At 33.3% G+C, this 13190-nt stretch carries 10 protein-coding genes; 4 read left to right on the top strand and 6 right to left on the bottom strand.

The window, feature by feature from the left end; all coding sequences use genetic code 11:
• Positions 1 to 3 precede the first annotated feature (3 nt).
• The gene (locus LB465_RS16800; protein WP_224471084.1) at positions 4 to 1161 is read left to right on the top strand and encodes a DUF4249 domain-containing protein; all 1158 of its coding nucleotides are present in this window, start codon (positions 4 to 6) and stop codon (positions 1159 to 1161) included.
• A 15-nt stretch (positions 1162 to 1176) separates the two neighbouring features.
• Complete coding sequence (locus tag LB465_RS16795) at positions 1177 to 2886, top strand: hypothetical protein (RefSeq protein ID WP_224471083.1); 1710 nt, start codon at positions 1177 to 1179, stop codon at positions 2884 to 2886.
• A gap of 7 nt (positions 2887 to 2893) precedes the next feature.
• Here the strand turns inward: LB465_RS16795 and LB465_RS16790 are convergent, their stop codons facing one another.
• The 6 genes from LB465_RS16790 to LB465_RS16765 form a co-directional block, all read right to left on the bottom strand.
• Positions 2894 to 3115, bottom strand: coding sequence for a hypothetical protein (locus LB465_RS16790; RefSeq protein ID WP_224471082.1), 222 nt, complete (start codon positions 3113 to 3115; stop codon positions 2894 to 2896).
• Between the two features lie 329 nt (positions 3116 to 3444).
• On the bottom strand, positions 3445 to 3699 hold the full coding sequence (locus LB465_RS16785; protein ID WP_224471081.1) for an Arm DNA-binding domain-containing protein: 255 nt from the start codon (positions 3697 to 3699) through the stop codon (positions 3445 to 3447).
• A gap of 406 nt (positions 3700 to 4105) precedes the next feature.
• The gene (locus LB465_RS16780; protein WP_224471080.1) at positions 4106 to 7084 is read right to left on the bottom strand and encodes a DEAD/DEAH box helicase; all 2979 of its coding nucleotides are present in this window, start codon (positions 7082 to 7084) and stop codon (positions 4106 to 4108) included.
• A gap of 36 nt (positions 7085 to 7120) precedes the next feature.
• Positions 7121 to 8548 carry an RNA-binding domain-containing protein gene (locus tag LB465_RS16775; RefSeq protein ID WP_224471079.1) on the bottom strand — a complete coding sequence of 476 codons (1428 nt, stop codon included), beginning with the start codon at positions 8546 to 8548 and terminating at the stop codon, positions 7121 to 7123.
• 187 nt (positions 8549 to 8735) lie between these two features.
• On the bottom strand, positions 8736 to 9386 hold the full coding sequence (locus LB465_RS16770; protein ID WP_224471078.1) for a nucleotidyl transferase AbiEii/AbiGii toxin family protein: 651 nt from the start codon (positions 9384 to 9386) through the stop codon (positions 8736 to 8738).
• Positions 9387 to 9395: 9 nt separating this feature from the next.
• Positions 9396 to 9878, bottom strand: a complete 483-nt coding sequence (locus LB465_RS16765) for a helix-turn-helix transcriptional regulator (protein ID WP_224471077.1) — start codon at positions 9876 to 9878, stop codon at positions 9396 to 9398.
• A 967-nt stretch (positions 9879 to 10845) separates the two neighbouring features.
• Here LB465_RS16765 and LB465_RS16760 point away from each other — a divergent pair.
• Positions 10846 to 11193 (top strand): hypothetical protein, encoded by a 348-nt coding sequence (locus tag LB465_RS16760; RefSeq protein ID WP_224471076.1) that lies wholly within the window; start codon positions 10846 to 10848, stop codon positions 11191 to 11193.
• Between the two features lie 298 nt (positions 11194 to 11491).
• Positions 11492 to 12970, top strand: coding sequence for a M12 family metallo-peptidase (locus LB465_RS16755; RefSeq protein ID WP_224471075.1), 1479 nt, complete (start codon positions 11492 to 11494; stop codon positions 12968 to 12970).
• Positions 12971 to 13190 lie beyond the last annotated feature (220 nt).

The raw sequence follows: 13190 nt of genomic DNA, 5'->3' as shown, positions 1-13190 counted from the left end.
TTGATGAAATTACTTTTAAAATATAAAAACACGCTGATTCTATTCGCTATAATAGCGACGTTATCTTCTTGTGTAGAAGAAATTCCACTGGAATCTGAAGGCTTCGAGGACGTTATAGTTATAGAAGGAACTATTACCAACGAGTTAAAGCAGCACCAAATTAAATTATCACAGGCTTTTGCAATAGATACTGCTGGTCCCAATCCCTTATCTGGGGCTAATATAAAAGTAACAGGAAATAGCGAATATATTTTTGAAGAAACCGAACCCGGGATTTATATTTCCAGGGATAGTTTTGCTGCCCAAACAGGAGTTAATTACCAATTGAATATTCTCACAAATGGTGAAGAATACGAATCTGCACCTATGCAATTACCCGGCACCAGCAGTATTGGTGAACTGGAAGCAAACAGAATCGATTACCGTGGAGAAAATGGCGTAGCCATCACTTTAAACAACCATACTTCTAACGGTTCTGCCATTTATTATCGCTATGAATATATAGAGACATTTAAATTCAATGCAAATTATTTTAAAGTGAATGATTTAATTCTTGTAGATGGCGAGCCTGTTGAAGTGCCCAAACAAAAGGAAGAATATACATGTTACCGCAGCAATGATTCTCAGGAAATACTATTAGCTACTACCAATTCACTTTCAGAAGATAGGGTAAATGATCTGCTAATTAAATTTATACCCTCAGATGATCCTAGCCTTTCAAACAGATATAGTCTTCTTGTAAAGCAATTTGTGATTAGTAGGGATGCATATGCCTATTACGAGATTTTGAAAGAACTTTCCGGTTCAGATAATCTTTTTTCTCAAAGTCAGCCGGGGTTTTTTGCAGGAAATATTTCAAACATTAATGACCCCGAAGAAAAGGTTATTGGCTATTTTGATATTTCTTCAGTTTCAACCAAAAGAACCTATTTTAATTATGAAGATTTCTATGATCCAGAAAGTATCAGGCCAAGGTTTGTATCTTTTGCACGCTGTGAAGAGACACTTCCAGATATTTCCACTTTAATATCACAAATAGAACAAAATTTAGTAAGATGGTCATCCACGACCCCTAGTGGCGGAATTCAAGTGGTACCAAGAAGTTGTGTGGACTGTACAGTTTTTGGCACCAATGAAAAGCCTGAATTTTGGGAAGATTAATTTCAAACTAAAATAATGATCAAAAAGATTTCAATATTTCTCCTTGTTGCCCTGGCATTGACAAACTGGTCTAATGCGCAAACTTCAGAAGATGAAAATTTTCTCCAAAATGAAGTGCCAAAAGAACAGGTTTATCTTCACTTAAATAGTAGTTTATTATTTAGCGGAGAAAAATTGCTTTATAAGTTTTACTGTCTTGATAGTGAAACAAACAAGCTAAGTGATCTAAGTAAAATTGGATGGGTGATTTTAGTGAATTCAGATAAGGAACAAGTTTTTAAACATAAATTAAATCTTGAGCAAGGCCAGTCTTATTCAGATTTCTTTATTCCTTCAAATCTACCTTCTGGAGCATATAAAATTTTGGGTTATACTTCCTGGATGTTGAATGCTGAAGAAAATTATTTTAAACAGGACATTCATATTTTAAATCCTTATCAAAAGGAAAATGAAGGCCTTATCCTTAAAGATAGCATAGACGCTATATCCCAAGATTCAAAAACTGAAACTTTATCTGATTTTGATTTAACTCTAAATAAAGATTCTTTTTTAAACAGGGAAGAAGTAGTATTATCACTTGATAATACTGAGAAAATAAAGGGTAATTTTTCAATCTCTGTAAGGCGAATAAATAGTTTTAATAAACCCAGCAGGCATAGAAGTACCAATTTCACTGAGATTTATAACAATATTCGATGGAATTTTTCTGATACTATAATCCTGCCCGAAGTTAGAGGTTCGCTTATTACGGGTAGAATAATCGGAAAGGATAAGAAAGTATTACAGACTAAAAATTTAATGGTTTCATTTCCCGGCGAAGAAAGTCAGGTGAATATTGTTTCTGTAGATGAAAATGGTGAATTTAATTTTACTATGAATAATTTCCTGGCTGTAGATGAATTGTTATTACAGCTGGTAGATTATAAGCAGGATGATTTTAGCATTGCGCTAAAACAAACTGTACAAGCAGACATTTCGCAATTAACCTTCGAAAAGCCATTAATTTACAAAGGTTTTAAAGAATATATTCTTGAGAAAAGCGTAAACAATCAAATTGAAAATGCTTATTCAGCAACAAAAGCAGATCGATCGGTTTATCCGAAGGAAGAAGGATATTTCTTTGGAAATAAACTTCATAAATTCAATTTAGATGATTACACAAGATTTCCTGAGGTCACGCAAACTTTTGTAGAGATTATTGAATATGGAAGAGTAAAAACTAATGATGATGATGGGAGCCATAGCATTTTAGTGCGAAACCAGAATACCAATGGAGAGTTTACCTTACCTGCATTATTAATTGTAGATGGGGTAGTGGTGCAGGATCACGATAAATTAACCTCTTTTGAAACTGAAAGAATTGAAAGTATTGGTCTTCTTAGAAGCAAATTCTTTTTTGGTCCTGAAATATATCAGGGAGTGGTTGTAGTGAAAACAAAAGAAGGAGATTTTCCAGATGAATTTAGAGAAGATTATATTAAATCTACAGAAGTTATTACCACGCAAAACCAAAAGAGATATTATAGTCCTAATTATAAAATTGAAGACTTGGAACGAATCCCGGATTATAGATATCAACTCTGGTGGAATCCTGAAGCCAAACTTGATAAAGATGACCTCCGATTTTATACTTCAGATTTAGATGGCGATTTTGAAATAAATCTAGAGGGATTTACGAACGAGGGGAAACCTATATCGATAACGAAGATTTTTACAGTTCAATAGACTTCGTTTAATTCATCTTATCAGGATAATCTTCATACCAATCATCAAAGGTTTTTTCTGTTTTATAATTTTCGGTAAGGATTTTATAAACAGTAAAAATCAGAAGAATTTGGCCTATACAGGTTAAATAGAAAACTACGGGAAAAGCGGTATTAAAAAATACCATGACCGTTATTACTACTAGAAGTATACTGGTAAATATTAAATATGTAATTCCATTAATTTTCATAACTCTTAATTTACAGAAGTTTGCTTAAAATTTCTCTTAAAGAGTCATTAAAATATTCTTAGTAATGCCATTTAATATTGTAACCTTGAAAAATGATTGAAAATTGAATAGTTTCCCTAAGAAGACTTTTCCAACAGCACTTTTAATTTTATCATACTTGATTTAGATAGTCTGCCTATTATGGGTTTGAAAATTCCAAAAAAGAAACTATTCCTTTTATTAAAAACTCAACTGCTAAGTACAAGCCCTAAACCAGGTGAAGTTGAAAAATGTCATTATCAAGTTTGTTGGTTACGCTTGGGGTACTTGAGATCTGGGAAGTCATTTTTTTAAAGACTGTAATGGGTTTTATAGAGCTGGGCCTTGGTTTCATCAATTTTTTTATTGATTAGCCGGCTTTCAGAACTGTTACCAGTAAGTTTACTGGCAGCTGGATTCCACTTGTCAAACGGAATAGTTTGTTTTAAACTGATTTCAAGGGATTTACCATTTACGGTGATTCGGGCATAGAGAATAGCTAAGTTTGGTTGTTTTTTCTTTTTTTGGATAATAAAAGAAATGGAAAAGGTTTGACTGGTACGCATAGCTTTGTTGTTTAAATGAAACAATTAATAAAGGCGAAGGTCAAACTACCAATACGAAATTATGAAGTACCGGTAAGCTAAAAGTACAAAAAAATAGCTCACAAATTCGCAGTAAACTCACGATGAACTCACATAAATTTTAACACTATTTGTTAAAATTTGAGCACAAAAAAGAAAGGGTAACTATATGAAAACCATACAATTACCCTTTTTTTATGTTAAAATATAACTTGTAAAAGTCGGGGTGGCAGGAAGTTTTTTAGGCTTCACAAGACCTTTAAAACCGCGACTTTGTATTCTAAATTCTGGATATATTCACCGAATCATTCACTAAAATAGAAAGAACAATAAGACTAATAATATTTGATCGTCTTTGGTGCTTTAAAGATACAAAAATAATGGGTTATTAAAAAAGCCTTTCTTCCAGCGTGCTTTTCCAAATTATAAAACCCTTACGCTTGTTGGAGTAATCGTGTACAATTCTGCTAAAATTTTCAGGAGGAGATTCTAAAAAAATTTGCCGGCCTTTATTTCGAATTAGATTTAAGTTTTTATCAACCAGATTGATATCACTCTGTAGTTCCTCTAATCTTTCAAAGTGCCATATATAAGTTGCTTCTTCAGTATCTAAAGTTTCCAGGATAAGATGATATGCTTCCTTTCCTAGGATCAGGAAAACAAACGAAAAGGGCTGTAAAACAAACCGAAGTTTCATAATATTACTTTCGTGTTTTAAAGCCAAGTAGCGTATTTGTCGAAAATGCTTTACATCTTTATTCTTTAATAATTCATTTATTAAATCTTCTTCGGAATTGTAAAGAGCTGTATTATTCCTATCCTGTAAATCTTCAAGATCTAATAGACCACCATTTGCTTTATCTGAATAATTCCTACCTGAAATATTTTTTTCTGTAAATCTGAATCTTACACTTTCTATAAGCTCCTGGTTGATGTTATCTATATCTCTTGAATAAGCCGATTGAGCCATTAAGACCTTGTTTTCGTATTCTGCATAAATTTCAACTTCAACATACTTTGATTTTAATGTTTTGGAGAAATAAGGTTTTAAAACATCAAATTCAGGCCGTAAATCATCATTTTCAATTTCAAATTCAAGGGGGTTATTAAGCTCAGAAGGTTGATAATTAAAGGCAACGGCTCCATACCGGAAATCAAGATCAGTTATTGCTATTTTAACTTTCTTGTCAATCGTTAAAAGTTGAGAAGAAACTATTGTATTTCTTTCGTCATCAAACAAAGTCGCCTGTTTATCAAAATGTCTGTAATGTTTATTCCTTTTAAGAAATAGACGGTTCAGATAATCGATTTTATAATCGCGGTAGTCATAAATGACTGGTGTAAGCTCTGAACGTTGTACGCGTCCAATATATTGAATTAGCTTACCCTTGAAGGAAAAAGGGTAGATCAGGAAAAGACAGGAAGCATTCTGAAGATCACTGCCCTCGCCAAAAAACTGACCAGTAGTAATTAAAACCTGGTAATTCCCTTCATTCAGTAGTTTCCATTTGGTTGTACGCTTTGCCTCAGAATCATCCCCACTTAAGGTTATAGATTCATAAGATTGTTTGAGGTATTGGTTCAAGGTTTCAATATGTTCTTTTCGCTCGGTAATAATAACAGCCTTTTTTCCCAATTTTAGTTCAGTCTCTACATCATTTAGAATGAGTTTATTTCGGGAAGAATCATGAATCAGGATTTTTGATAAGGTTTCAAATGTATCGGTCTTGGAATTAAAAGGAATATCCAGGGAAGTATTTCTAATCACAATCCTTGGACGCTTGTATTCATCTATATCCGTAGATTTTATTTCTGCAATATTATTTCCTAAATATGCAAAGAGTAACTTTTCATCATTACCTTTTCGAAAGGGGGTAGCAGTTAAACCATATTGATAATACGAGGAAAATTTTGATATTGTATTTCTGTATGATTTGGCCGGTATATGATGACATTCATCAATGATTATTGTACCAAAAGATCGGGTGAATTCATTTGATTCCTGCTTCTCAAGGTGTTTCCCCAGACTTTGGATCATAGCAACGGTAATTTTCTTTCCCGCTTTAGCCTTTCCCTGACCTATTTTTCCGATTTCATTTTTAGGAATTCTAAGGAAGGATATAATTCGTTCAAGCCACTGTTCCATTAACTGTTTCCTATGCACAACTATAAGTGCTGGCTGTCTTTTTTCTGCAATAATCTTCAAGCCCATAACGGTCTTTCCAGAACCCGGTGGAGCAGAAATAATTCCGAAATCTTTCTTTGAAGCCGCTTCAATTGCTAAATGCTGGTGTGAGCGAAGTTCTATATCAAAAAAGAATGCTACGGATGCTTGTTTTTGTCTTCTATCGTGGAAATCATAACAAAACTTTTTGCTATTACAGTAACGAATTAGCCTTCCAATAAAACCTCGTGGTAGAATAATCTCTTTTTCCGTATCTTCAATACAAGTGAAATAGGGCTGTGTTCCCCAGGTATTTTTGCCAGATTTTTTCTTTATAAAGAATTCAGAATTAGCAAAATTCAATTCTTCTTTTAAAAAATGGAGCAAATTTGAATTAATTCCCGACTTATTTAAACGCAAAGTATTTTTCAGACTTATTTGGAGTGTTGCTGAACTATTTTTTATACCTGGATTATTCTTTGTTTCAATTCCTAGCAAATTATATAATCGATCAAGATCTTCAATGGAATTTTTTTCAACTGTACTTAAGAATTTCTCTTGATCAGGATACGGTGTTAACTCCTTAGAATTTGGATCAACAAAGCAGCTATTTCCTTTCTCTATTGCCGGCTTATAGAATGGTAGGGCAATAAGATTGCCCAGTCCCTTGCCAGAGTGATAATCTTGGTTTGGAAATAACCGATCAAAACTGGAGTTTTTCTCAAAAATGGAAAACAAACCAGCTTTCTCCATTAAGCTGATTAAAATTTTTCTGCTTTTAAATGCCGGATAAGGTTCATCGAAAAATATCCAAACGTGTCCGCCGTTACCAGAACGTGATCTTTCCAAGTACGCTGGCAAATTATTATCAGAACAAATTTCAATTAATTTCCGACATTCTTCAATCCAATTATGCTTATCAAAATCAGCAGCGATAAACCAAGAAGTATTATCTTTCAGTAAAGGGTAAATTCCTATTAATTGTTTACCGTTAAGGTGTTTTTCAATTTGGTAATCGGTTAATGGTTGGTGGGTTTTGTCTTTATAATTTTTAAACGAGCCCCCTTTCATTTTATGCAATCGATACATATAAGGGTCGTAGCTATAAGCCGGCATATATCCACTTTTCTTTCCCTTTTGCCAATGAATTGCGAATACATCGGTTCGGCCTTTAAATAAAGAACTTATTAAATTTACTTCCATTGACCAGCCTTTCTCTTTATCTTAAACAAGAAGCGTTTAAAAAATTATCTTCCAGTAGCCGCCTTTATTAGGCCCAATTCTTTTGAGGATTCCTTTCTCTTTTAATTTTGCAATTTGTTTTTCTACAGCTCTTTCTGAGATATTTATTATTTCGGCCATTGCCGAGGCCGAGATATACCGATCACTGTAAATCAACGCTAAAATCTTTTCCGAACTTTCTCCCAACTTTTCTCCGAACTTATTCCGAACTTCCTCCCAATCATTGGTAGTATTAACAATATTATTCTGCTCGGGTTTTAATGGTATAACAGTCTTAAATACGTCGTTTTCTATAAATTGAGGATTGGTTCCTGGTGTATAAATACCACAATACTTAAAAGTATTGCGTACCCCAGAGCCTAATTCATCAACCCTGCCTATTTCTTTAAAAAATTTTGCAATTACAGGGTTTTTAGGATAAGGTGAAAAATTTGCAGGGTCTATAATGCCACTATCATGTGGCCGGTTCCAGTTTTCAGTAATCACCCGTTCCTTTTCAATGACCAGTTTCGCCGGAAAGGCATTCCCATACTCCCTGTGGATTAACAGGTTTCCAATGATTTCCCTAAAAATATGATCTCTCAAACTGATTCGCTGTTCGCCCTCCTGATAAAACTTGTCAGGCAAATGCTTTCTAATAAAATTCATAAGCCTATCATAACTTTCAATCAGGTTGGTTCGAATATCATCTCGATCATCATAACGATCAGTATTTTCAATCCTTAGGATTGCATCTGTTTTATGGTGTGGTAATACACTTTGTATCACTTCATCTTTACCAAATAATAATACTGCAGCTAAGGTGTAACCATTTTTTCCGGTCTGATGATCACGTTTATATAATCCGGATGACCGCATTAATTCTTCATTGTCCATATCCTGCCAGGGGTGATCGGCTCTTTGGTTTTTGGCAAGGGTACGAACCCGACTGAAAAGATCCTGTTTAAAATCATTTATACCTAAATGAGAATAAATTTTGTTTTCGGAATAAATACTTTGCTTTCGAAGATAGAGTTGGGTCACCTGTTCAGTTTGACGGGTAATATCGAAATCACCATCTTCATTTCGATCAAATATTTTCCCATTGGTACTATGGACTTGGGAGCTCTCGGGAACAAAAACATAAATTATCTTTTTATCTTCATAATCTACAATCTGCGTTGATAAATAGAATGGCGGATTAAGCTTTTGGGGATTGTTAGCAAGGGTAACAATATTATTATTTATATCTTCCAGGCAATCTTCTATTATTCCCTGAGCAGTGCCATCATCTTTAACTCCCAACAATAAATGACCGCCTTTCCGGTTAAGAAATGCACAAATAGATTCAAAGACGTCTTTATTTAATTCGAATGTCGAAGTTTTAAATTCAATTTCAAGGCCTTCTCCTTCTTTTAAAATTTCCCGTATTCTCTCTGTGGTCATTATTCCGTTAGTTTATTTTGTAAATATAAAAAAGCCTCATGGAAAATATTGCCAAGACTATTAATTATAAAAAATGCTATAATTCGAAAAGTAATGCAAGATGTGTGCCTGTGGGCACAATCTTGATTGCTCCCGATGGTCGCAATAAAAAAAAGAGATGTTTAAGGGGTAAGTGATCGTTTAAAATTTAATGATTCTGAATATAATCTGAAACAACACTTTCAATATCGTCTTTAATAAACTCCCAGTATTTTCCCAATAAGCAAATAGGATCAAAATCATCATCAGCTTCGGTAAAATCCGTGAAGTTTTTAAGAATTAATTTTTTGTCGTGACTATAAGGATAACGTTTATCGTGTAGTTGTAACATTTGCTCTAAATTGTAGGAATTAAAAAGCGCGTGCAGGTCCCAAAAATCTTTTTTCCGGCCTCCACGTTGAACTACATCTACTTTCATAGCAATAATTTCTTCCAGGCTAGCCATACGTATGAAATCTTCTACAAGTGGTGGCTTTATAAAACTATCCGTATAAAAAACATCCAGTTTAATGGCTTTTTCTTCATTTTCCCCTATAAAATATGATTTTCCAAAGGCCGGCTCTATTTCTAAATGATCAACATAGTGGAAAGTCTTTTCCAGATAGGTCGTAATACTTTTAAAATCAATAGATCCATACTCAGTATCACTAAAAAGATCAATATCAATAGATTCCCGATGACCAATTTGCAGGCTCAACGCGGTACCGCCAACTAACCGGAACCCATTAAATTCATTTACAGCCATAAGCTGAATCAAACTATTACGAAGTAGTGGGGTTACCGTATTATAATGGAGCATACTGGATGATTATTCTGTTGAAACCGTATAAGGTTTTCTAACTACTGAGCGAAGGACATTATCTACTATTTGCTTCCCATAAAAACGAATAATTTCCTTCTTCTCAGTTTCGTTGCCGCGCTCAAAAATGCGGTTGATAACGGCCTTACGCTGCTTCTGCCAATCAATTTGATTGATATTGGTATCCCAAAACAAGGATTCCTTAAGCAGGGACAAATTTGGTGTTTTTGATTGGAGCTTTTCTTTTTCTCTTACTATGTCATAATACGTCTGTAAAATTGCCAAGGCGCCTTCTTCCAGCCCGAGTTTTTTTTCAATTTTTAGTGCCAGGGGTGTATTAAGACTTCTTTTCCCATTGGTAATGGCATTCAAAGTTTGCGGATGTTCCCCTATGGCAATAGCGAAGGGACGTTGTTTTATGGAACGCTTTTTTAGCTCACGTTTTAAAACAATTCCCGGGTGAATTCCTTTATATTTTAAAAGATTATTCATACCACAAATATAAACAATTTTGTTTATAAATAATCAATGTGTTATATGTCTCTATAACTTCAACCCGAATATTTAAAAATATAGTTTTTAAAAACCTGTTTTAACAATTTACTTTTTTCATCTTAAGCATTTTCCTTTTGCCGGCGAAAAGAAAAAATAGTGAAGATCAGGATGAAACGGTTTATTCCGAGTTTTTATTTACTTCTTCCAGTGCCATCGCATTACCTTTTGATGCTCCTTCGTCTTCAGGCTTTAAAATTATGAAGGAGCTATAAATAGCAAAGCGGTTTATGCGCTACGGTAAATTTTAAAGCTTGTTTTTTAACAGCAAAAGGTAAGGTGAAGCTAGAAGGTATTTAAAAGTAAATCTGAAATACTGATCGGTAAATTTTAGTTACCGCCTAGTGGAACTTGAGTCAAAAAGCTCATTTGGTATTATTCTTTGCGTATTTTATATGCTAAGCTTTTTGGCTCATGTCCAAGACAATTAATAATGAACCTCTTTTGCTGAAATGGAGCTTCTGAGAAGTGGAAGGAAAGTGGTGAGTGGTTTATTAAAGTAAAAGTTTTTAATTAAACCGGGAACATATTTAATTTTCTACTTTTTTAAAATCATCTATTTTATCTTCCATCATTTTGTCGCAAGTTTGAGCCTGTTTTTGAGGCTTCCCAGACCATTTGTCGCAAATCTGCCTAATAATCAAGTTGAATTAAAACATAAACAACTAAAAATTAATGTGTTGCGTAAAATGTAACGGGCTCTGCCCGTTACCCTCTTGCTTCTCTTTACTTTTCACCATTAATAGTGAAATAAAGAATGTTTTTGTAAATTTAACATAATTACAAGCAACCTTTTTGATTTTCGTACATCTTATTAACATAAAGTGTCTTTATAATTCAAAATAAAAGTACAATCTACAATGCGAACGTAATGGAACAAATGAAACATAACGCAAAAATAATGTCAATGAAAGTATTATTATTTACTACCATATTTATAGCTATATGTTGTTCTCAAGAAGAGAAAGAACTTAACTCTACTTGCTATCAAAATGAAAACCGAAAAGTAGAAAAAGAAATATTAAATCATAAGGGTATTATTATAGCACCAGATGAAAGTAGTTGTCCTTCTCTTTATACGATTAAGGATGAAACCGAAAATCAAATATTAAATCTTGCTCCTTGTGAGCTACCCGATAAATTTAAAATGAATGAAATGAAGGTCATCTTTAGCGGAAGCTTATATGAAACCTTTGAAACTGAAGACATTTGTGCATTACCTATAGAGCTAAGTAATATCCAAGAAGATGAGTGAACATTAATTAAAAAACTACAATATGATGAAAAAAATTACTCTTATTTTTGTTTTTTGTTTTTTACAATTTTTAACTTAAAGTCAAGAAAAAGTTAGAGGGATACCACTAGAAGAAAATGAAAAATTAGGAAGTCTCTTAGAAGAATATGAAGTATTCCAACTAGATTTAAATAGGTTAAATGAGCTTTTAAATTATTCACAAGAGAATAGAATTTTATTGGAAATATCAGACAAACATCGTTACAGCTTAATTTTAAACCCTAACGAAATTCGTTCCTCGTCCTATTCTGAAAATGTTATGAACTCAGAAGGTTTTAAAACTGGACAGTCTACAAGAGCTACAAAAATTTTTAAAGGTAGATTAATTAATGGCGGAAATGTTAGACTAACCGTGTCGGAAGATTTCGTATATGGAATAATTGAAACAAATGAAAAATTATATGTCCTTGATCAGCTTAAATATGTAACAAAACAGAAAAATATCCCCCCTAATGAGCTTGTACTATATTCCGTTGATAAAATAATTAATGATGAGGGAGAGTGCGGTACCGATGAATCAAAAATTGATAAAAAAGTTACCAATTCCTATTTTCAACAATCAGTTAATACCAATTGTCGAATTTTGGAGGTGGCAACTGATGCCGATTTTGAATATTTTAACGATTATGGTAATAATTCCAATAATAGAATTCTTGGGGAATTCAATAATATTCAGGGTGTCTATTCCGATATTTTTAATATGGATATTGTGATTGTAGAACAAAATGTTTGGACTACTTCAAGTGATCCTTACACTTCCACAAATGGAGCCTCAATTATTTCTGAAATTAGTAGTACATGGCAAAATAATTTTGCGAATGTAGAAAGAGATTTAGTTCATTTTTTTACTGGAAAAAACCTAGGATTTTTATTTGGTAGAGCTTCGGGTATAGGGGATGTATGCTTAAGCCCTGATGCAAATAGTTTCACTGTTGATAGATTAGCAGCGTTTAGAACCACTGGTCATGAAATTGGACATAACCTTAATGGAATACATGAAGATGGAATTCAATGTGGCACACCCAATGCCAGTGTTATGTGTCAGGGAGAAAAAGCTATACCTATTTTCTTTTCCAACGCTTCTGAAACACGTATTGAAAATTTCATCAGCTCTAATTCCGATTGCTTACATGAACTGAATAATATTTCAGAAATTGATGGAAGTAGTAATTTATGTAGTAATTCAATAGAAACTTATTCAATCGATATCCCGGTAGAAGCTAGTATTACATGGTCCTTAACTAATAATTATGCCACAATAATTTCTGGACAAGGAACTACCACCATTTCGGTTCAAGGACAGAGTGATGGCAATGTTCAATTAAAGGCAACAGTAAATTTAAACGGGGCGGTTTGTAATAATATTATTTTGACTAAAAATTTACAAATAGGAACCATCATTCCTGCTGATATAAGATTGAGAGATCCTTATTCAAATACACCGGTTTATACCTTATGTAGAGATCAACCTACTGAAGTTAAAGCTACACATGATACTGGTATAAACCCTATTGATTGGCAATGGAATGTTTCTGGAGCTTATATAACTTATAAATATTCGTACAGTGATCATTCTCAGGTTACTTTAAGACCTTATTCTTATAATATATCAGTTCAAATAAGAGCTCAAAATGATTGTGGATGGTCTGAATGGACCGATGTAAGTCCTAGTGTGTTAAATTGTTGGCTATTTCGGAGTGATGGTGCCACCTGTTTCGGTCAAACAGTGCCACTTTGAAAGATACTGCAATTATATAAAAAATTAATGTTACTCGTTCTTTAAAGCTCCTTTTCTTAGTGATTCTCCTTTCTTATGTATAGCTTTCCATAACAAAGGTTATGACAACAATATGGTTATGACTATTACCATTCTACTATTCTGTAAAACACTCTAAAATTCAGTGATTTACCGGTGAACTACGCATATTAACTTTCCATAATTTTAATGTGGCATATTA

Origin of the sequence: Salegentibacter lacus (assembly GCF_020164555.1) — a bacterium.
Taxonomy (GTDB): Bacteria; Bacteroidota; Bacteroidia; order Flavobacteriales; family Flavobacteriaceae; genus Salegentibacter; species Salegentibacter lacus.
This window is presented reverse-complemented; position numbering and strand designations above follow the sequence as displayed.

Excerpts from the sequence above, each read along its gene's own strand:
- LB465_RS16800 (WP_224471084.1), top strand. The coding sequence starts at position 4 with ATGAAATTACTTTTAAAATATAAAAACACGCTGATTCTATTCGCTATA.
- LB465_RS16795 (WP_224471083.1), top strand. The coding sequence starts at position 1,177 with ATGATCAAAAAGATTTCAATATTTCTCCTTGTTGCCCTGGCATTGACA.
- LB465_RS16790 (WP_224471082.1), bottom strand. The coding sequence starts at position 3,115 with ATGAAAATTAATGGAATTACATATTTAATATTTACCAGTATACTTCTA.
- LB465_RS16785 (WP_224471081.1), bottom strand. The coding sequence starts at position 3,699 with ATGCGTACCAGTCAAACCTTTTCCATTTCTTTTATTATCCAAAAAAAG.
- LB465_RS16780 (WP_224471080.1), bottom strand. The coding sequence starts at position 7,084 with ATGGAAGTAAATTTAATAAGTTCTTTATTTAAAGGCCGAACCGATGTA.
- LB465_RS16775 (WP_224471079.1), bottom strand. The coding sequence starts at position 8,548 with ATGACCACAGAGAGAATACGGGAAATTTTAAAAGAAGGAGAAGGCCTT.
- LB465_RS16770 (WP_224471078.1), bottom strand. The coding sequence starts at position 9,386 with ATGCTCCATTATAATACGGTAACCCCACTACTTCGTAATAGTTTGATT.
- LB465_RS16765 (WP_224471077.1), bottom strand. The coding sequence starts at position 9,878 with ATGAATAATCTTTTAAAATATAAAGGAATTCACCCGGGAATTGTTTTA.
- LB465_RS16760 (WP_224471076.1), top strand. The coding sequence starts at position 10,846 with ATGAAAGTATTATTATTTACTACCATATTTATAGCTATATGTTGTTCT.
- LB465_RS16755 (WP_224471075.1), top strand. The coding sequence starts at position 11,492 with ATGAACTCAGAAGGTTTTAAAACTGGACAGTCTACAAGAGCTACAAAA.